This is a genomic window from Haloarcula sp. Atlit-7R (assembly GCF_003666065.1).
GTDB classification, from domain to species: Archaea; Halobacteriota; Halobacteria; order Halobacteriales; family Haloarculaceae; genus Haloarcula; species Haloarcula taiwanensis.
In genome coordinates this window covers 59,374-77,931 of the sequence record NZ_QXIK01000003.1, presented here as the reverse complement: position 1 = coordinate 77,931, position 18,558 = coordinate 59,374, and the positions used below count along the sequence as shown (strand labels likewise).

At 63.9% G+C, this 18,558-nt stretch carries 18 protein-coding genes; 9 read left to right on the top strand and 9 right to left on the bottom strand.

The annotated features are described in order from the left end of the window. Nucleotides 1-58 precede the first annotated feature (58 nt). Complete coding sequence (locus D3D01_RS24005) at nt 59-205, top strand: hypothetical protein (RefSeq protein WP_199722313.1); 147 nt, start codon at nt 59-61, stop codon at nt 203-205. On the opposite strand, the gene D3D01_RS07625 is transcribed toward D3D01_RS24005, so the two are convergent. Together D3D01_RS07625 and gap are read right to left on the bottom strand one after the other, a co-directional pair. Further along, on the bottom strand, nt 202-1,407 hold the full coding sequence (locus D3D01_RS07625; RefSeq protein WP_199722311.1) for a phosphoglycerate kinase: 1,206 nt from the start codon (nt 1,405-1,407) through the stop codon (nt 202-204). The genes D3D01_RS24005 and D3D01_RS07625 overlap by 4 nt on opposite strands. A gap of 299 nt (nt 1,408-1,706) precedes the next feature. After that, nucleotides 1,707-2,711 (bottom strand): type I glyceraldehyde-3-phosphate dehydrogenase, encoded by a 1,005-nt coding sequence (gene gap / locus D3D01_RS07620; RefSeq protein WP_101351130.1) that lies wholly within the window; start codon nt 2,709-2,711, stop codon nt 1,707-1,709. A gap of 201 nt (nt 2,712-2,912) precedes the next feature. Here gap and D3D01_RS07615 point away from each other — a divergent pair, with 201 nt between their 5' ends. After that, nucleotides 2,913-3,299, top strand: a complete 387-nt coding sequence (locus tag D3D01_RS07615) for an Hsp20/alpha crystallin family protein (protein ID WP_004590910.1) — start codon at nt 2,913-2,915, stop codon at nt 3,297-3,299. Nucleotides 3,300-3,351: 52 nt separating this feature from the next. Here D3D01_RS07615 and D3D01_RS07610 read toward each other — a convergent pair whose 3' ends face one another. Then, the gene (locus D3D01_RS07610) at nt 3,352-4,215 is read right to left on the bottom strand and encodes a RimK family alpha-L-glutamate ligase (protein ID WP_121511794.1); all 864 of its coding nucleotides are present in this window, start codon (nt 4,213-4,215) and stop codon (nt 3,352-3,354) included. Between the two features lie 188 nt (nt 4,216-4,403). Here D3D01_RS07610 and D3D01_RS07605 point away from each other — a divergent pair, with 188 nt between their 5' ends. After that, nucleotides 4,404-4,835 (top strand): universal stress protein, encoded by a 432-nt coding sequence (locus D3D01_RS07605; RefSeq protein WP_101351128.1) that lies wholly within the window; start codon nt 4,404-4,406, stop codon nt 4,833-4,835. A 63-nt stretch (nt 4,836-4,898) separates the two neighbouring features. Here D3D01_RS07605 and D3D01_RS07600 read toward each other — a convergent pair whose 3' ends face one another. Further along, complete coding sequence (locus D3D01_RS07600; RefSeq protein ID WP_121511793.1) at nt 4,899-5,096, bottom strand: hypothetical protein; 198 nt, start codon at nt 5,094-5,096, stop codon at nt 4,899-4,901. 179 nt (nt 5,097-5,275) lie between these two features. Beyond that, nucleotides 5,276-5,809 carry a 50S ribosomal protein L16 gene (locus tag D3D01_RS07595; RefSeq protein WP_101351126.1) on the bottom strand — a complete coding sequence of 178 codons (534 nt, stop codon included), beginning with the start codon at nt 5,807-5,809 and terminating at the stop codon, nt 5,276-5,278. A gap of 221 nt (nt 5,810-6,030) precedes the next feature. Between D3D01_RS07595 and D3D01_RS07590 the strand changes: the two genes are divergently transcribed. Then, complete coding sequence (locus D3D01_RS07590; protein WP_121511792.1) at nt 6,031-7,029, top strand: glutathione S-transferase family protein; 999 nt, start codon at nt 6,031-6,033, stop codon at nt 7,027-7,029. Nucleotides 7,030-7,137: 108 nt separating this feature from the next. Further along, entirely contained in the window at nt 7,138-7,611 is a 474-nt protein-coding gene (locus D3D01_RS07585; protein WP_121512092.1) for a type IV pilin, read from the top strand. Nucleotides 7,612-7,644: 33 nt separating this feature from the next. Here the strand turns inward: D3D01_RS07585 and D3D01_RS07580 are convergent, their stop codons facing one another. Next, a complete protein-coding gene (locus tag D3D01_RS07580; RefSeq protein WP_101351124.1) occupies nt 7,645-8,697 on the bottom strand; it encodes a TrmB family transcriptional regulator in 1,053 nt (350 codons plus the stop codon). A 172-nt stretch (nt 8,698-8,869) separates the two neighbouring features. Here D3D01_RS07580 and D3D01_RS07575 point away from each other — a divergent pair, with 172 nt between their 5' ends. Then, the gene (locus D3D01_RS07575) at nt 8,870-10,888 is read left to right on the top strand and encodes a glycoside hydrolase family 15 protein (RefSeq protein ID WP_121511791.1); all 2,019 of its coding nucleotides are present in this window, start codon (nt 8,870-8,872) and stop codon (nt 10,886-10,888) included. Between the two features lie 145 nt (nt 10,889-11,033). Here the strand turns inward: D3D01_RS07575 and D3D01_RS07570 are convergent, their stop codons facing one another. Together D3D01_RS07570 and D3D01_RS07565 are read right to left on the bottom strand one after the other, a co-directional pair. Further along, nucleotides 11,034-12,200 carry an ABC transporter ATP-binding protein gene (locus D3D01_RS07570; RefSeq protein ID WP_121511790.1) on the bottom strand — a complete coding sequence of 389 codons (1,167 nt, stop codon included), beginning with the start codon at nt 12,198-12,200 and terminating at the stop codon, nt 11,034-11,036. A 92-nt stretch (nt 12,201-12,292) separates the two neighbouring features. Then, the gene (locus D3D01_RS07565) at nt 12,293-14,380 is read right to left on the bottom strand and encodes an alpha-amylase family glycosyl hydrolase (RefSeq protein WP_121511789.1); all 2,088 of its coding nucleotides are present in this window, start codon (nt 14,378-14,380) and stop codon (nt 12,293-12,295) included. Between the two features lie 210 nt (nt 14,381-14,590). Here D3D01_RS07565 and D3D01_RS07560 point away from each other — a divergent pair, with 210 nt between their 5' ends. Genes D3D01_RS07560 through D3D01_RS07550 form a run of 3 tightly spaced genes read left to right on the top strand, consistent with a single transcriptional unit; the run spans nt 14,591 to nt 17,919 of the window. Beyond that, complete coding sequence (locus tag D3D01_RS07560; protein WP_199725378.1) at nt 14,591-15,868, top strand: extracellular solute-binding protein; 1,278 nt, start codon at nt 14,591-14,593, stop codon at nt 15,866-15,868. 9 nt (nt 15,869-15,877) lie between these two features. Next, a complete protein-coding gene (locus D3D01_RS07555; RefSeq protein WP_121511787.1) occupies nt 15,878-16,840 on the top strand; it encodes a carbohydrate ABC transporter permease in 963 nt (320 codons plus the stop codon). Continuing rightward, nucleotides 16,840-17,919 (top strand): sugar ABC transporter permease, encoded by a 1,080-nt coding sequence (locus D3D01_RS07550; RefSeq protein ID WP_121511786.1) that lies wholly within the window; start codon nt 16,840-16,842, stop codon nt 17,917-17,919. The genes D3D01_RS07555 and D3D01_RS07550 overlap by 1 nt, the downstream gene beginning before the upstream one ends. On the opposite strand, the gene D3D01_RS07545 is transcribed toward D3D01_RS07550, so the two are convergent. Next, on the bottom strand, nt 17,900-18,514 hold the full coding sequence (locus tag D3D01_RS07545) for a DUF4864 domain-containing protein (protein WP_121511785.1): 615 nt from the start codon (nt 18,512-18,514) through the stop codon (nt 17,900-17,902). The genes D3D01_RS07550 and D3D01_RS07545 overlap by 20 nt on opposite strands. Nucleotides 18,515-18,558: the final 44 nt, after the last annotated feature.

The following is an 18,558-nucleotide window of genomic DNA, read 5'->3' as shown; positions in this document are numbered from 1 at the left end:
TAATTATTTACATTACTTAGACGGAAGGAATTTATTCACGCCGCTGGTACCGCTGCGTATGGCAGCCACGCCCGACGCTGACCACGATTGGACTGCCCGCCACGCCCGGACCGAGCCGACCGAAACCGGTCGCCTCGTCGAGGTGCCCGACGAACTACTCGGAGACTGGGATCTGCGACACGCCGAGACGAAAGGCCGCAGTTAACGCTGTAGCACTTCGACGCCGACCAGCTCCGCGCCGGTCAGCGCTCGGATGTACGCACCGCCCGCGATAGAGACGTGGCCGAACTCGTCTTCTTCCATCCCGTACATCTCGATGGCTCGTGAGGTGTCGCCGCCGCCGACGACGGAGAAGCAGTCGGTCTCGGCGATGGCTTCGAGCACGCCAGCGGTCCCGACGGAGAACCGCTCGTCCTCGAACATTCCCAGGGCTCCCTTCACGAAGACGGCCTCGGAGTCGCGGATGACCGGCGAGTACTCCATGACCGTCTCGCTGCCAACGTCGAGGTAGGAGACAGTCTTCTCCTCGATGTCGTCGACGGCCTGTTCAGCGCGGTCGCCGTTCTCGTCCTCGTAGGCGAGGTCGACCGCGAGGGTAATCTGGTCGCGGTGGTCGTCGAGCATAGACTCGATTTTCTCGCTGTTTTGCTCCCACTGCTCGTCGTAGAGGTTCGCGTCGTCGATGTCGTAGCCGACCGGACGGCCCGCGGCCCGCAGGAACAGTTCGCCCGCGATGCCGCCAAGCAGGAAGTCGTCGACCGTCTCGTCTAGGTGGGTCATCACGTCGATGACGTCGGTCGCTTTGGTGCCGCCGACGACCATCGTCACCTGCCCGTCGAACTCCTTCTCGGCGATGGCGGTGTTTGCCTCGTACTCGGTCTCCATCACGCGGCCGGCGTAGGCGTCCATCACGAGCGGGAAGCCCACGAGCGAGGCGTGCGAGCGGTGGGCCGCCGAGTAGGCGTCGTTGATGTAGGCGTCGAACTCGTCTTTGAGCGTCTGGACGAACTCCGTCTGGGCCTTCACTTCGGGGTCTTCCTCGGGGAGTTCGTCGTCGCACATCCGCGTGTTTTCGAGGACGAGCACGTCGCCGCTATCGAGGTCGGCGATGTCGTGAATCGCCTGCGGGCCGTAGGTCTCGTCGACGAACTCGACCGGGTGGTCGATGTGGTCGGCGAGGATGTCGGCGTGCTGGGAAAGCGAGACGAAATCGTCGCGGCCCGGGCGGCCCTGGTGGGCCAGCACTGCGACCTCGAACCCGCGGTCGACGAGTTCGCTGATGGTCTCGGCGTGGCGTTCGAACCGCCGGTTGTCCTGTACTTCACCGTCCTCCACCGGTGAATTGAGATCGAGTCGGACGAGGACGCGCTGTCCGTCGTCGAGGTCGTCGAGCGTCTGGAAAGTCATCATTGAAAGGGAAACCTGCCGACCGCTTAACGGTTTCCGAGTCCGAACAGCAGCGGCCTTTTTGAGGAGCACCGCCGCTACTTGCCGTGCTGCCAGTGTAAAAAATGGGGGCGGAGAGGGTGGGGACACCGGCACCGTACACAGCCGACGCCGGGACACGGCGCGCCGGCTGTGAAAACGGGCCTGTGTCGACACACAGAGCCGACCAGGGGTCAGGTGCTGGTTTGGACTCTATGTGTGCCTTATTCTTAGCGAATAATAATTATAAATCTTACCAGCGCCGAAAACCGTTTCCGCGCTTACTCGGTGATGTACTCGGCCACGTCGAGCATCCGGTTCGAGAAGCCGTACTCGTTGTCGTACCAGGTGAGGATCTTCGTCATTCCGGAGACGACGTTCGTCGACTGCAGGTCGACCTGCGTGGAGTACGGGTCCCCGAGGATGTCCGAGGAGACGACGTCGTCGCTCGTGACGCCAAGCACGCCTTCGAGTTCGCCGGCGGCGGCCTCTTCGAAGGCGGCGTTGACGTCGCTCTCCGTCACGTCGTCGTCGAGGTCGACGACGAACTCGGTGATGGAGCCGTTCGGCACCGGGACGCGGATAGCCATCCCGTCGAGTTTCCCCTCAAGTTCGGGCAGAACCTCGGTGGCCGCCTGCGCGGCACCGGTGGAGGTCGGGATGATGTTCTCGGCGGCGGCGCGGCGGCGGCGGGGCTTGCCGTTCGGGCCGTCCATCAGGTTCTGGGAGCCGGTGTAGGCGTGGACCGTGGTCAGCTGGCCGGCGTTGATGCCGAACTCCTCGTCCAGCACTTTCGCCACCGGTGTGATGGAGTTGGTCGTACAGGAGGCGTTCGAGACGACCTTCTCGCCGTCGTACTCGTCGTGGTTGACGCCGTAGACGAGCTGCTTGACCGGCTCGTCGCCCTTCGGCGGCGCGGAGATGAGGACCTTGTCGGCACCCGCATCGAGGTGCTGACTCGCGTCCTCCTTGGTGCGGAAGATGCCGGTCGCTTCGAAGGCCACGTCAACGTCGAGGTCGTCCCACGGGAGCTGTGTGGGGTCGGTTTCGTGGAAGACGCCCGCCTCGAAGTCGGTTCCGTCGACCGTGAGGACGCCGTCGTCGACGCTGGCTCCTTCGAGTTCGCCCATGACGGTGTCGTACTGGGCGAAGTAGTCGATCTCCGAATCGTCCATCACGTCGTTGATGCCGACAATCTCGACGTCGTCGCTGTGTAACGATGCGCGGAATACGTTGCGGCCGATACGGCCGAAGCCGTTGAGGCCGACGCGAACTGGCTCACTCATTGGTGTCTAGAGAGGCAGTCGGTCAGTGTAAAGTGTTTTCGGATTTGTTGTAAATTTGTGTTTGTTTATGCGTGTTCGGGCTCGAATGATTAATAGTGAGGGTGCCATCTCGACTGAGGGTGTCCCCTCGACAGTATCTGTTGGCAGATACTAGATTCGTCCGAAGGCTTTTGAAACGGACGGACGTACTGACCGATAGGAATGAGACGCGATGACAGTGACGACCCGTTCGACGAGTTCTTCCGGGAAATAGAGCGGATGATGGACGAGATGATGGGGGCTGAAGGCGATGTCCACATCGACCGGGACACCGGTGGCGGTGGGGCCGACCTCCACGTCGACGTTCACGAAACCGACGAGGAAATCCGGGTCGTCGCCGACGTTCCGGGTGTCGACAAGGATGCAATCGACCTCAAGTGCGACGGGACTGTTCTCACGATCAACGCCGAAAGTCCGGAGCGCGAGTACCACGAACGACTGACTCTCCCGACTCGCGTCGACGAGCACTCCGCCGCCGCGACGTACAACAACGGTATCCTCGAAGTCACCTTCGACCCCGAAGAGGACTCCGCGGACATCGAACTGTAGCGCGCACAGCACACGGTCTGTTTTGTCACGCGAGAACAGCGCACTCGCGTCGCTACTGCGCCGCCGTTTCCCGTATCAATGCCGCGAGTTCGTCCCAGAAGCCGTCCTCGTACTTCGTCGCCGAGTCGATTGTCGGGCGGGCGTTCGTCTCGTTGACCACCGCCCGGTCCGCCGTCACCAGCAGGTCGACGCCGAGGTACGGAATCGCCAGCTCGTCGGCCGCGTCTTCAGCCAGTTCTCGTAGCGCCGCTGGCAGTTCCTGCCCTTCGGCTTCGGCTCCACGGTGGACGTTGTGCTTCCACCGGCCCTGCTCGCGGCTCGCTTCGGGGAGGCGGCGCTCAACCGCGCCGACGTACTCGCCGTCGACGACCATCACGCGGTAGTCTGTGGCGTCGGCGACGTATTCCTGGACGAGAAACGACTGGTCGCCGACCGCGCGATAGTCGTGGACCAGATCGAGGTAGTCGACGATGCCGAGAAACGAATCCAGGTCGTGGGCCTTGGCCACGCCGACGCCGCGGGTCGTCGAGTTCGGCTTCACGACCACGGGCGGGTCGAACCGCTCGAACGCCGCGGTCAGCTCGGCTTCATTCGCCGGGTTCGACACCACGACGGTCTCGGGAACAGGCACGTCCGCACGCCCGAGGCGTGCCAGTACGTCGGCCTTGTTCCGCGAGCGGAGGATAGCCTCGCGGTCGTTGACCCACGGCACGTCCAGCATGGCGTCGGCGACGGCCCCCTCCATGATTCGGGACGGGTAGACGAAGCCCACGTCGTATTCGCCGAAGGGACGCTCGTCCAGCGCGAGCGTCCGCTCAGCCGTTTCGACGTGGCCCACCTCGATATCCCGGGCCGCGAGCGGTTGCTGCATCCGCTCAAAGGTCTCGGCGTTCGTGGCGACGGCCAGCCTGTGCATAGCGTGCAGTTGTCTTGGAGAAATATAACACGCTCGCAGCTGCTTTCGATACACGCTGACCGCTCCATCACGTAGTGCGCACTGCTCGCTGCTGACCACAGCGTATCGGTGTATAATCGAGGAATAGACACTAATTGAAGAAATTATCAGACAAACACTAAGTATACTGGGGGGAAAACATGTCACGCGTGTACAACGATATCCTCTTCCCGACGGACGGGAGCGACGGCGCGGACGAAGCGCTCGCACACGCACTCGAACTGGCGGAGACACACGACTCCACGATCCACGTGCTTTCTGTCGTCGACTCGACGTATCTCGGGAGTGCCGCGGCAGAAGCAACGACCATCGAATCGCTGCAGGAACAGACCGAGCAGGTCATCGACGAAACGGTCGACAATATTGCTGACCACGGTGTGCCCGTCGTCGCCGAGCACCGAATGGGCGATCCGTACGAGGAAATTATCGACTACGCCGAGACTGCCGATATCGATATGATTGTCATGGGAACCCACGGCCGGAGTGGTCTGGACCGGTTTCTGCTGGGGAGCGTCACCGAGAAGGTCGTCCGGACAGCAGACGCACCGGTGTTGACTGTCCGGTTGCCCGACGATACGTAGTAGCATCTGCCAGCAGTACCGGTCGCCTGTGGTGTGCGGAGCGTTTCACAGCTTCCTACCGAGTCACTCACCGCTGCGACGCCGCCGAAGCACCCACAGCACGAGGAGCGCGCCCTCGACACGGGCGACACTGTACACCCACGGGCGGAGGTCTATGTCGTCGCCCCCTGTCGTTGCGAGCCTCATCCAGAAGTCGACGACCTTCCGGGGCCGGAGCAGTTCGAGAACGCCGAGAGCCAGGAGTGTGAGTCGGAGTACCATCTGTAGACGTACGCGGGATGGGTGCAAGAGTATTGTGGGTGTCGGTAACTTGGGGCAAGAACGTAGCTACGTTCCACTACTCAGCGGCTGGGATGCCACTCAGCACTTGAGCGGCGCGGAAAACGGAGTCGAGACGGCCGGTCCGCTGTCCGAACGGAGAGCGACCGCCGCTGTCTGATTTACGCGATCAGCAGTTCCTCTCCCCGCTCGACCTTGATGCGGCAAGAGGGCGTGATTTTGTTGTAAGCGCGGCGGAACGCTTCCTTGACGTGTTCCGCGTCTTCGACGTTGCAGTAGGCGGTGAACAGCTGTTCGCCGGCCTGAACGCGGGCGGCGGTACCGACGATCTTCCCGAAGGCAGCACGCATCCCGTCGGAGACACGGTCGGCCCCGGCACCGGTCGCCTGCTTGTTCTCGCGCAGGACCTGGTGTGGGAACTTCCGGAGGGTCATCTTGTAGTCACCATCTTCGCCGAGCTCCTTGATCATGTGGCGGTTGGCCGACAGGCGGGAGGCCTCCAGCGAGCCGTGACGGAGCTGGACTGTCTCCTCGACGATGAGGCTGATCTGGACGGGGTAATCGTCGGCGTCCTTCTGTTTACGGCCCATCTTGTGCTGTGCGATCTTTGACCCGGGAATGCCTGTGATGTATTCGCGTCGGGTGTACGCGGGCTTGTCGATGTCCCGGTACATTGAGGCGGGTTTGTCCGACATAGGTACTCTTGGAGAATACGTCGCCGAGCGGCCCAATAAGGGCTTCGAACCCGCCCGGCGGCGTGTCGCTGTGTCCCACACGCCGGTGAGTGGCCACGAACCGACCGGTGCTGTGGCGACTGGAGTCTCTGTTTGCAGTAGTCTGACAGAGGCCGGTGCTGTTCCGGTAACACCGCTGTCACCGCGTTCTTTTACGCTTCGCGCGCCTACGAACGATACCCATGAATATGCTCGTCGACGGCGAGTGGCGGACCGACGCGTACGAAACCACGAACGAGGACGGGGCCTTCGACCGGCAGGACACCACCTTCCGTGACCGGATCGAAGACGACCCCGACGCGCGGTTCCAGCCCGAGGCCGGCCGGTACCACCTGTACGCCTGCCGCGCCTGCCCGTGGGCGCACCGAATTCTGGTCGCTCGGAAACTGCTGGGGCTGGAAGACGCCATCACCGTCGACTACGTCGACCCGTATCGCGGCGAGGGCGGCTGGCAGTTCACGCCTGAGAAGGCGGGCTGTACGCCGGATACGGTCAACGGATCGGACTATCTCCGCGAGGTCTACGTCGAAGCTGACCCCGACGCGACCTGTCGCGTGACGGTCCCGGTGCTGTGGGACAAACAGGCGGAGACCATCGTCAACAACGAGTCCGAGGAAATTCTCCGGATGCTGGACACCGAGTTCGACGACGTATCCGAGAACGACGTGGACCTCTACCCCGAGGGCTACCAGAACGAGGTCGACCGCATCATCGACGACATCTACGAGCCGATCAACAACGGCGTCTACCGCTGTGGTTTCGCCGACAGCCAGTCAGCCTACGACGAGGCCGTCGAGGAACTGTTCGACGCCCTCGACCACTGGGATGCGGTGCTCGAAGACCAGCGCTTCCTCGCCGGCGACCGCCTGACTGAGGCGGACATCTGCATGTTCACGACGCTCGTGCGCTTCGACGAGGTGTATCACACCCACTTCATGTGCAACCACAGGCTCATCCGCGAGTACGACAACCTCTGGCCGTACCTCCGGGACCTCTACCAGCTCCCCGGCGTCGCCGAGACGGTGAACATGGACCACATCACGGAGCACTACTACACGACCCACCCCGACGTGAGCCCGAAGCGTATCGTCCCGATGGGCCCTGACCCTGATTTCGAGGCCGACCACGACCGCGACGACCTGCCGGGCGACCTCCCCGAGACGCTGTTCCCGACAGCGTAACCGGGTGGTATCGCTGTCAGATATCGAACGCTGAGTCGACGCGGCCTCTTTTATATACCCAGTTCTCACCTGTGGTCAATGAGTCGGGTAGATGGTCGAAACCGGGCCGTGAGCCCGGTGATTGGTGTTGTTATTCTCGTCGGCATTGTTGCAATTCTCGCCGCCACCGTCGGTGTGTTCGCGCTTGGTTTCAACGAGCAGCAACCGACACAAGCTCCGCAGGTCGCTATCGTGGCCGACTACAACGAGCGGACCACCGGCAACGGGGAGTACCTGAACCTCAGCTTCAAAAGCGGGGACACCGTCTACAGGGATAACCTCACCGTCGTCGTCTCCGGTGCCAGGAGTACCGGCGGTAGTGACGTGACGCTGGACTCCGATCCGATACAGGCACAGGCTTCGACGCGGATCACATCGGGAACAGAGATTACAATCCATCAGGAACAGTTCTCCGGCATCCCGAGCGGAGAACAGTTGGACCTGAACGACGCGACGCTTCGACTCGTCTGGAAGCCCGCAAGCGAACCGGGGTCGGAAACGTACGTCATCTACCGCTGGCCGGACCCGAGCCGGCGCAACTGAGCCGCTCGGAACCCGTCGGCGGGACGATAGCAGTCACTCCGGCAGCGAGAGCGTAACCGCGTCGGTCTCGTAGTCCTCGATGAACGACCCGGGGCCGCCCAGCGAGACGGTCCTATCGTCGATAGCAACGATCAGCGTGTGTTCGATAGGGTAGGAGTTGGTCCCCGGCTCGACGAGCCCCTGTTTCGTCTCGACGACGGTCCCTTCGATGGTGGCGGTGTCGTCGTCGGCCTGCACTGCCCGTACCTCCGCGGAGACCTGCACGCTGTGGCCGGCGCGCAGGTGTAGCGTCGCCTGGAGAACGGCGTGGCGGAAGTCGTGGTAGGTGGCCGGCAACGGGGCCGGGTCGGTGACGGTCACCTCGGTCGCCATCAGCCAGTAGTTCCCGAGGAACGACCCCGACAGCACCGGGACGAGCTGTTGCTGGACGAAGGCGATGGCCCGCTGGTCGGAGTTGGTGCGTGTCACCATTTCTGTCGGGGAGACGAGGCCAAACTGGGCGTCGACAGTCAGCATTATCGGCATCGGCTGGTCCCACGACCGGACTACGGAGGCCAGCCCGCTCGCGTCGTCAGGGTGCAGACCGTCGGCGCTACTGACGACAAGCATGACGAGGACGCCGCGGTCGACGGCCGCGGTCAGTTCCTCAGATATCTCGGGGAGGTACTGCTGTGGAACCGACAGCATAATCTCGCGGTCCGCGTTTCTGATGTACTCCGTGAGCCGCTTGATGACTGTCACCCGCGATTTGATGACATCGAACTGCTGCGGTTCCCGCGCACTCGCCGAGTATCGAGAATCGAGCGCCCCGCTCATCTCTTCGAGCCGGTCGGTCAAGACGTCGATGACTTCCTCTGGCGGCCGGGCGCGGATTGTCGTGGGCACGACGTGGTCGTTGACCTCGACGAACCCGCGGTCTTCGAGCGATTCGCTGATGCTGTAGACGTACCGTTTGGAGACGCCGGTGTCGTCGGCGATTTCGCTGGCCGTGGCCTCGCCGCTGCCGAGGATCGACAGGTACGTGTCGACTTCCTTCTCCGACAGGCCCAGTTGTCCCAGCCTGTCCCTGAGAGTCGAATCGTCCATCTGTTCACATCTGGTACCGGCGGCGGATAACTGTGTTTCGGTGCCCTGTAGCCCGGAGACACCCTCGGAGCGTCGACGGCAGACGTGTCACCGGCTGTCCAGACGCTGCCGTCACAAAGATGAAAAACTATTACACCATATTTTATATCCCCTCCAGTGGTGTCTCTCTCCAATGACGCTCCGGACGGCACTCAACGACTTCAAGCGGACGCGGGACCGTCGCCACCAGTTCCCGGGCGAGTTCCGCTCTACGACGGGCATGTTCTCCGGACTCGACGGCCGGTTGGTGCATGTCGACAGCGATGGCTCGCTGCGGGACTACTCCTATCCGCTGTGTGGGCTCACTGGCATCGACCGCTCGCGGTTCGGCGTCGAGACGGACTCGACGACGTGGTTCGGTCCCGACGCCGACCAGCGGTACTGCGGCGACGCCGGCGTCGTCGAGACGGTCCACAACTGTGGCGACTGGGCCGTCGTCCAGACGGACTGCACCATCGAGCAGGCCCACGTCACCCGATTCGAGCTTCGCGGCGACGCGCCTGCTGCCGTGTCGTTGCGAGCGTTCGTCGATTTCGCACCGGACGGGCGGAACGGCCAGCAGAGCCTGCTGATGCACGGAGACGCTGTCGAGGCATACCACCGCTCTGAACACGACTTCATCGGCGTCTCTACCGAACTCGACACTGCTGTGGGCCAGATTCCCGAACGGTTCCCCGAACTCGTCGACGACGACCCCGTCTCGTTCCCCCGGGCCACCGGGGCGCGGCGGTACGAAGACACGACGCTGACCGGCGGCGTCCTGCTGTCCGCGCCGTTCGTCGACGGCGGCGTCACGCTGGCGACGCTGCTGACGGATACGGCTGACACCGACCGCGACGCAGCGCTATCAACCATCGACCGGCTAGTGAGCGACCACTACACCTCGGAGACGGTGCTCGAAGCAGGCCAGGCACAGCGGCGGTGGAGCGTCCCCGCGGAGACGCCGAGCTACGAAAGCATCGTGGCCGACCTCCGCGTCCTCTCGCTGCTTTCGGCCGCGAACGGTGCCAGAATCGCTGCGCCCGACTTCGACCCGTACTACGTCACTTCTGGGGGCTACGGCTACACGTGGTTCCGCGATGACGCTGAGATCGCGGCGTTCCTGCTCGAAGCCGACGGGACGTTCGACCTCGGGCTCGATTCGTGGCACCAGCGCTCCGCCGAATTCTACTGTCGCACCCAGCAACCGGACGGGAGTTGGCCCCACCGCGTCTGGCCCAGCGACGAAACGCTCGCGCCGGGCTGGGCGAACGCCCGGCTCGAAAGCGGCTCGGACGCGGACTACCAGGCCGACCAGACCGCGAGCGTCACCACCTTCCTCGCGGCGTACTTCCGGACCGGCGACCCGGCCGACCCGGAGCGCATCGAAGCCACGCTCGGGCGCGCCGTCGAGAGCATCGACGACACGCTGGCCGACGACGGTCTCCCCATTGCCTGCCAGAACGCCTGGGAGAACATGCAGGGCCGGTTCACGCACACTGCCGCGACCTTCCTGCACGCCTACGCGGCCGTCGCGCGCGCTCCCGTCTGCGCCACGCTCCGGGACCACGCCCGATCCCAGGCCGAGACGGTACTGTCTGCACTTGACGCTTTGTGGACCGGCGACCGCTACGCCCTCCGCGAGCATGACGGGACCATTGACGACCGACTGGACTCTGCGACGCTGGCCCTCCCAGCGGCCTGTCGCGCCGCCGCCCAGACGGTCGACCTGCCGGCAGAGACCCGCGACCGGCTCTGTACCCACGTCGAGACGACACTCGACGGGCTGGAACGGGACACCGGCGATATCCGCGGCCTCGTGCGCTTCGAGGGCGACGACTGGCGACGCGGCTCGCAGGACCGCGAGAAAGTCTGGACCGTCTCGACGGCGTGGGGCGCAAACAGTGCCGCACAGCTGGGGACCCTCTTGCGTGGCGCTGACGACAGCCGAGCGACGGCGGCCTACGCCCGGTCCCGGGACCTGCTGGCAGAGATTCTTCCCGGTGGCTCGCTCGTTCAGTCCAGCGGGTACCTCCCCGAGCAACTGTTCGACGACGGGACGCCGGACTGTGGCACGCCGCTTGGCTGGCCCCACGCGCTCCGGCTGGCAACTGTGGCCCACCTCGCTGACGCCGGGGAACTCACCGCCGAGCCGCTGAGCGTCCGCGAGTAAAGCACCGCGTCACTGGGCGCTCGCGAGGCCCCGCGTTACGCGGACCGCGCTGCTTGACGTTCGAAAACGCAGCGGATGGCCGTAGGGACTCTATAACTAGCCGAAAACAGCGACTACGTTTGACCGTGGATCACTGGCTATCGCCCTACTGCGGCGCTGCAACGGGCGTGTCCTCGCCGGCTGTGACTGCCTCGCCTGTCTCCGGGTCGAACAGATGGACGGCGGATTCGTCGAACGACACCTGCACGCGGTCGCCGATGGCCGGCTCCACGTCAGTGCTGACTCTGGCGATGAAATCCGGTGCGCCGTCGCCCTCGAATCCGGTCTTCGATTCGCCCAGATCGAGATAGAGGTAATTGTCGCTGCCGATGGGTTCGAGCACGTCGACCGTCGCCGGGACGGCGTCCTGATCGCCACCATTGCTGACCGAAACGTGTTCCGGGCGGATACCAAGCGTGTACGACCCCTGCTGGATATCACCGACGGAACCGGCGCGGCCGCCCGTGAGGTCATAGGAGAAGTCATCGTGTGCGCCGGTGAGCCGCACGCCGCTCCCGAGCGGCTCTGCGGTCACATCGAGGAAATTCATCGAGGGTGAGCCGACGAAGCCGCCGACGAACTGGTTCGTCGGGTTCTCGTACACCGTCTTCGGGCGACCGGCCTGCTGGAGTTTCCCGTGGTTGAGGATGACGATGCGGTCGCCCATCGTCATCGCTTCTTCTTGGTCGTGGGTGACGTAGACGGCCGTAATCCCGAGCTCCTCTTGCAGCCGCTGGATCTCCGTCCGCATCGTCGTCCGGAGCTTCGCGTCGAGGTTGCTGAGTGGCTCGTCGAAGAGGAACACGTCCGGCTCACGGACGATGGCGCGCCCGAGCGCGACACGCTGTTTCTGCCCCCCGGAGAGCTGGTCCGGCGTGTCATCCAGCAGGTCGCCGATACCCATCATCTCGGCCGTTTCGGTGACTCGCTCTTGCCGTTCGGCCTTCGAGAGGTCCGTACTCATCCGGAGACCGAACGCCATGTTCTGCCGGATGGACTTGTGCGGGTACAGCGCGTAGTTCTGGAACACCATCGCCACGTCACGCTTGCGGGCGTGGACGTCGGTCACGTCTTCGTCGCCGATGCGGATACGGCCGCTCGTCGGCCGTTCGAGGCCGGCAATCATCCGCAGTGTCGTTGACTTCCCACACCCCGAGGGGCCGACGACCGTTACGAACTCCCCATCGTCGATGGACAGATCGATGTCGTCGACTGCCACGATGGAGCCACCGTCGAACTCCTTGCGGAGACCGTCTAGTTCGAGACTCGCCATTACACAGAGTCTCACACCCATCGCTAATAAGTTTGATGGGATTTTTCATAGAATTTCTAGCCGAATCGACTCGGGTGCGGAACCGGGCGCTGTCAGCGGCTGCTCGCCGCCGGTACCACGACGACATCTCCGACCGCAACCGTCCCGTCGCTACCGACTGGCGTGCCGCTGAGGAGGTCAGTGTCCCCGACTGCGCTATCAAGTGAGACGCTCGCCGTGCCGTCGCCGAAGTGCAGAACGATCACCAGCGTCTCATCACCGTCGGTGCGCTCGTACGCGACGACTCCGTCCGAAGCGCCTGTTTCAACAGTGTGGGGAACCGGATGCACCCCGGGCGCGCGGAGTGCGGCGTGGTCCGCTCGCAGCGCGACCAGTCGCCGGTGGAAGTCGGTCAGCGCGCTGTCGCCGTCGTGCCACCGCATCGTCCCGCGCTGCTGTTCGACGCCGCGCTCCTGCCCGGCGTATATCATCGGCGTTCCTGGGAGCGTGAGCGTGGCCCCGACGGCCGCCCGAAGCGGTGCGGCCCCGCACTCGTCGATATAGCGGTCTTCGTCGTGGTTGTCGACGTAGCGCATGTGGCCGGCGTGGTCGGGGTAGCCGTGCTCGGCCGTCGCGTCAAGCGCTTCGAACAGCGCCGACGCCGGCTCCTCGCCGGTCCCGATATCGCGCAGCGTGTCGAACAGGTCCGTGTCGTAATGCACGTCGAACTCGTTCTCGGCGAAGGCGGCGTCTCGCGGGACTGTCTCGTCGAGCAGCAGGAACTCGGGGTCGTCGGCTTTCACCCGCTCGCGGACCTCCTTCCAGAACCCGTGTGGCACGCCCCAGGCAACGTCACAGCGGAAGCCGTCGACCACGTCGCGCCATTCGTCTACCACGTCGAGCATCCAGCGCCGGACGTCGAGCGAATCGTAGTTGAGGTTCGGAATCCGCGTCCAGTTGAAGTAGTAGCCCGGCGCGTCCTCGCCCGCCCAGTCGACATCCGAGACGTCGCGCTCGGCCGGGACGCGCTCGTAGTAGTCGGCGTACTCGGGGACGCCAGTCCGGTGGAGCTGGAAGGCCGGATGGTCCCGCGAGGTGTGGTTGATGACTAAATCGAAGACGACCCGGATTCCCGCGTCGTGGAGCCGGTCGACCAGCGACTCGAACTCCTCGCGCGTTCCCAGGTCTGTCGCAGTATCGAAGAAGTCCGTAATGTGGTAGCCGTGTCGAGTCGGACTGGCCTGAACGGGGGTGAGCCAGACCACGTCGACGCCAAGTGACTCGATATAGGGGACCCGCCGCTCGATGGCCTCGAAGGTCGTGTCGACGGTTTCGCCGGCGAACGACCGGACGAATATCTCGTAGATGGTGGCATCGCCGGCCCAGGCCGGCGGGTCTGCCGGCCGCGAGACGGACACCGTCGCGCCTGTGTCCGCGCTCTCGTTTTCCCTGCCGTGTTCCACGACCAGCGTATCAGCGACGCTGTGGCGCTCGGCGACGGCAACCGCGTGAACGCGGGCCGTTTCGGGTAGTGCGTCCCGTGGCACCCGGAGTTCGTCGCCGTGGATGCTCACAGCCGACTCTTCCAGCGCGTCTCGGCCGTCGAGGTAAAACTCTACCGCGGGCTCGCTCCCTGACGGGGCCGCGTGAGTATCCGCCGAGACAACGAGGGACTCGTCTTCTGTCGCACTGGTGAGCTCGATCCGGGGTCGACCGGGGCCTTCGACGGTGACCTCGTCGGTCGCGGTCGACTCGAAGGACCCGTCGAAACTGAAAATGGCGTGGTGGGTCCCGGGCGGCAGGTCCGCCTCGAGGACCCACTCGTCACCGTCCCGCTCGGCCCAGTGTGTCCCCATCGTGAAGTCGTTGAACTTCCCGATGACGACGGCGCGGTCGGCGACGGCGATGTCCTCGCCGTCGAAGTCGTCTTCGGTGACGCTGAACCGGATGGTCTCGGTGACGGCCGGGAACGCTCGGATGATTTGCTCATGTGTACTATCTGTGGTGGTTAGCTCGGCTCGATAGACACCTGAGGTATCCGGCTCGAGGTGACAGACTGGGCCGCCGTCAAGCGTCGCCGTACTCGCCGCTGGCCGCTCGAGTAACCGCCACTCGGCGGCCATGCCGGGGTCGGGCCGGCGCGGGGCCAGTTCGACAGATTCGCCGACGGTGGCGAACCGCGGCGGGCCTGGATGGTGCATACGCCTACGGTACGGGGTCGGTAGTGTGAGTGTTACGCTTCTGGTCCAATTTCAGAAAAAATATCACTTCACTACTTCTGAGAAGCGGACTTACTGAAACCGACACACAGCGAGGTACATCTGTGCTGTCTCTCTGAATCTGTCATCATTGTCTCCTTCTATTTCCGAATGATTTAAGTTATGAAGGACTATTTCATCCCATATCTATCCATGACAATGGAACGACGGACGGTGCTCAAACGGATCGGCGGTGTCGGGGCGGCTACAGCCCTTGCTGGCTGTAGTGTGCAAGAGCAGGGCAGTGGCGGCTCGGACGGCGAAACGGCTTCCGGCGGCTCGGACGACGGGGCAAGCGATGGGAGTCAGCAGTCCGGCGGGACCGCGACGGCGTGGTACCAGCTTCAGGACTCGGAGATTCCTGCACGCAAGGACGCGATGCAGACGTTCGCGAGCGAGACAGAGTTCGGCGTCGATGGGTCGGATATCTCCAACATGGAAAAGAAGACCACGAGCGCTATTCCGGCCGGACAGGGGCCGGAGATATTCGAGTGGGCACACGACTGGGTCGGCGACTACTACCAGCGGGAGTTCGTCGTCGACCAGTCCGACGAACTCTCCGTGAGTCTCGACCAGTTCACCGACGCCGCAGCCTCTGCCGTCCAGTTCGACGACGCCGTCGTCGGCCTCCCGCACTCGGCGGAGACGGTGACGCTCATCTACAACACCGATATCGTCGCTGAACCACCTGAAACTATTGACGACATGGTAGCGGCAATGGAGGAGTACCACGACCCGAGCAGCAGCCAGTACGGGCTCGCCGCGCCGTTCGACCCGTACTTCACGAGCGGGTGGATCCAGGCCTTCGGCGGCTACTACTTCGACCCGGAGCAGGACCCGGCGCTCGGGCTGGATGCCGACGAAGCTATCGAGGGGCTTCAGTTCGCTCTCGATACCCTCCGTCCGTACATGCCCGACGACCCGAACTACGAACCGCAGGCCGCGACGTTCTCGGAGGGCAACGCCGCCTTCGCAGTCAACGGGCCGTGGTACCTGGCGACGCTGAACCAGAGCGACGTGAACTACGAAGTGGCGACGTTCCCAGAGATCGACGGCGGCGAGGTGACGCCGTACACCGGTATCTCGATGTGGTACTTCGCGGACGCAATGAGCGAGGGCGGAGCCGATGCCACGGCCGCCCGGAACTTCGTCGAGTGGTTCGCTACCAACGAGGACCACGCCACGCGCCTCGCTCAAGAACAGGGCGCGATTCCGGTGCTCGACAGCCTCGTCGGCAGTGACGATCTTCCTGACCACGTCCAGATGTACTCCCAGACCGTCAGTCAGGGCGTCCCGATGCCGACCGACCCGCGCATGAACAAGGTGTGGTCGCCGCTCGAGAACGCCCTCATCGAAGCGTTCAACGGCGACGCGAGCGCCGAGGACGCACTGACGACCGCCGCCGAAGAAATCCGCAGCAACTGGGAGTAAGAACTGCCCATGAGTACCGTTTCACGAGCGGCGGACCGGATCGAATCGGTCCCGTTTCTGACGCGGGACGACGCGTCGTTACTGCTAGTACTTCCGGGGCTGTTTGTCTTCTCGGCGTTCATGCTGTTCCCGGTCCTCTACCTGCTGGGGATCTCCTTTACGAACGCAGAGCCGGCCAACCTGTTCGCCGGCGAGGGCGTCGTCGCCGTGCTCACGTTCGGCGACGCGCTGTTCGTCGGGCTAGAGAACTACGCCGACGTGCTGACCGACGGCCAGTTCTGGAACTCCTTCGGCGTCACCTGGCTGTTCGTCGCCACGAGCGTCACGCTCAAGATCGGGGCGAGCCTGGCTATCGCGCTCGTCGTGACCAGTGACCTCGTCCGCGGCAAGCGCGTCCTGCGCTCGCTTATCATCTTCCCGATGGGGCTGCCGCCGATTTTCACCATCACGGTGTGGCGCGGCATCTTCAGCTCCGCCGAGTTCGGACTGATGAATCAGCTACTGACCGCGTTCGGGGCGAGTTCGGTCGCGTGGCTCTCGGGCCGCTGGACCGCCTTCGTCGCGTACAACGTCACGGAGGCGTGGCTGGCGTACCCGTTCATGGTCATCATCACCGTCAGCGCGCTCCAGGACGTACCCGAGGAACTCCACGAGGCGGCCGTCGTCGACGGCGCGGGGTTTCTCGCACGCTTTGCCCACATCACCCTGCCGTCGATTAAGCGGCCCGTCCTGTTCGCGTCGATTCTCACGTCGGCGGCGTCGTTCCAGCAGTTCCTCATCCCGTTCGTGTTTAATCAGGGCGGCCCGGCACGGGCGAACGAACTCATCGTCGTCTACGGGTACCGCGAGGCGCTGTCGTTCCAGCAGTACGGCCGCGGCGCGGCAATCAGCATCATCGCGCTCGCCTTCATCGGCGCGTTCATGTGGCTCAACGTGAAGAAAGGCAAACTCGCAGACGGGGTGAACGACTGATGTTGCTCGGTGCAATCGCCCGGAAGCTCAGCGACGACGTCAAGACGCTCGCCACGATGCCCGCCCGAACAGTTCGAAAGTGGTCCTACACCGTGCAGGCCGTCCGTCGCGGTGAACTGCCCGCTTCGGCAGTTCTGAAGGTCATCCTCTCGACCATCGGCGCGACGTTGGTCGTGCTGGCGCTCCTCTTCCCGATCTACTGGATTCTGATGGCGGCCCTCTCCGGCTCCGGAAGCTCGCTGTACACGTCTGAGAGCTTCTCGCTGGTTCCGTCTAACCCTACGGTCAAACCGTTCATCTGGGTTATCGGCGACCTCATCGTGCCGTCGTACTCGATCTCAGCGGCCATTCCGTTCACCGACCTCGCCTTCGTGTTCCAGACGCCGGGGATCGAACTGCTTGACGCGTCCGACTACGGCGTCGACCGTCCGTCGGATTTCAAGCACTTCCTCTGGAACAGCCTCACGGTGGCGATTCCGACCGTGCTTATCGCGATGTCGCTCATCATTCCAGCGGCCTATGCGCTCTCCCGCCGTGAGTTCCTCTTCCGACGGAAGATTCTGTTTCTCTATGTCCTGATGACACAGGTCGGTGGCGGTCTCGGTGTCGCCCTGCTCATCGGGATGTATGCGCTGTACGTTCAGTTCGGCATCAACGACAGTAAACTCGCCCTTGCGGTGTACTACGCGGCGACCGCCGTGCCGTTCAACACCTGGCTACTGAAGACGTACATGGACGGCATCCCGGTCTCCTACGAGGAGGCCGCCGTCGTCGACGGCGCGCCGCCGTGGCGCGTGGTGACGGAAGTCATTATCCCGATGTCGACTGCCGGGCTGGCGACGGTGTTCATCTTCGTCTTCCTCACCGGCTGGACGGAGTTCGTCGTCGCCCAGACGCTACTGGGGACGGAGAACTACACCCTGCCGGTCGGTCTGTACGCGATGGTCGACGAGTACTCCATCCCGTGGGCGCGCTTCTCCGCGTTCGCGCTCACCTTCGCCTCGCCGATTATGCTCGCGTACCTGTTCGCCCAGCGTTACATTGAGGGCGGCCTCTCCTTCAGCGGGATGGAGGGGTAGCGGCCACCCCAGTCGTCATCCAGCAGCCCTCGTAGGGCGCTTCGGTCTGCTTTTCGACCGTCCAGCGGTAGCTCGTCGTCGTTCCGTTCGCATTCACGACCGTTACCGGCTGTGACGCGGTGTCGCCGTCGCGGTCGAGCGGCCCGTACCGCACGCCCGTCGCGTTCAGGAGCGGCTCAAACCCGCTCTGGATTGTTCGGACGAAGTTCGAGTACGGTCCCGTCAGGTCCCGGTTCGATGGCGCGGCGAACTGCCAGGTCGTGTTGATACCCTCGTTCGTCGCCGGGTCGTTGTTCTGCAACGCGAGGACCTGGATGTGGACGACCAGCCCAGGCGGTCGCTCGCAGTTCGGCCGCAGTTCGAGGACCCGCGGCTGTGTCACGGCCGATCTGTTGGTGTCGACGGAGACGTTGCCCCAGTACTCCCGCCCGCCCGCCGCCGGTTCTGCCGCTTTCGCGTCCTCCGTTGGCACGTCGGCGGGCGTTATCGTCGCTTTCGACTCCGTCGAGTCGCCACCACCGAAAAACGCACCGCAGCCCGCCAGTGCTACGACCGCGGCAAGTGCGACGAGCGCCAGCGACCGAACGGCTGTCATACCCCTGTATTGGGGTGACGCTCCTTCGATGTTCCGTCGCCGCG

What these genes read in the sequence shown, in the direction of transcription:
- gap (WP_101351130.1), bottom strand. Translation starts at nt 2,711, where the DNA reads ATGAGTGAGCCAGTTCGCGTCGGCCTCAACGGCTTCGGCCGTATCGGC.
- D3D01_RS07575 (WP_121511791.1), top strand. Translation starts at nt 8,870, where the DNA reads ATGACGCTCCGGACGGCACTCAACGACTTCAAGCGGACGCGGGACCGT.
- D3D01_RS07595 (WP_101351126.1), bottom strand. Translation starts at nt 5,809, where the DNA reads ATGTCGGACAAACCCGCCTCAATGTACCGGGACATCGACAAGCCCGCG.
- D3D01_RS07600 (WP_121511793.1), bottom strand. Translation starts at nt 5,096, where the DNA reads ATGGTACTCCGACTCACACTCCTGGCTCTCGGCGTTCTCGAACTGCTC.
- D3D01_RS07545 (WP_121511785.1), bottom strand. Translation starts at nt 18,514, where the DNA reads ATGACAGCCGTTCGGTCGCTGGCGCTCGTCGCACTTGCCGCGGTCGTA.
- D3D01_RS07555 (WP_121511787.1), top strand. Translation starts at nt 15,878, where the DNA reads ATGAGTACCGTTTCACGAGCGGCGGACCGGATCGAATCGGTCCCGTTT.
- D3D01_RS07615 (WP_004590910.1), top strand. Translation starts at nt 2,913, where the DNA reads ATGAGACGCGATGACAGTGACGACCCGTTCGACGAGTTCTTCCGGGAA.
- D3D01_RS07625 (WP_199722311.1), bottom strand. Translation starts at nt 1,407, where the DNA reads ATGACTTTCCAGACGCTCGACGACCTCGACGACGGACAGCGCGTCCTC.
- D3D01_RS07565 (WP_121511789.1), bottom strand. Translation starts at nt 14,380, where the DNA reads ATGCACCATCCAGGCCCGCCGCGGTTCGCCACCGTCGGCGAATCTGTC.
- D3D01_RS24005 (WP_199722313.1), top strand. Translation starts at nt 59, where the DNA reads ATGGCAGCCACGCCCGACGCTGACCACGATTGGACTGCCCGCCACGCC.
- D3D01_RS07550 (WP_121511786.1), top strand. Translation starts at nt 16,840, where the DNA reads ATGTTGCTCGGTGCAATCGCCCGGAAGCTCAGCGACGACGTCAAGACG.
- D3D01_RS07590 (WP_121511792.1), top strand. Translation starts at nt 6,031, where the DNA reads ATGAATATGCTCGTCGACGGCGAGTGGCGGACCGACGCGTACGAAACC.
- D3D01_RS07610 (WP_121511794.1), bottom strand. Translation starts at nt 4,215, where the DNA reads ATGCACAGGCTGGCCGTCGCCACGAACGCCGAGACCTTTGAGCGGATG.
- D3D01_RS07580 (WP_101351124.1), bottom strand. Translation starts at nt 8,697, where the DNA reads ATGGACGATTCGACTCTCAGGGACAGGCTGGGACAACTGGGCCTGTCG.
- D3D01_RS07570 (WP_121511790.1), bottom strand. Translation starts at nt 12,200, where the DNA reads ATGGCGAGTCTCGAACTAGACGGTCTCCGCAAGGAGTTCGACGGTGGC.
- D3D01_RS07560 (WP_199725378.1), top strand. Translation starts at nt 14,591, where the DNA reads ATGACAATGGAACGACGGACGGTGCTCAAACGGATCGGCGGTGTCGGG.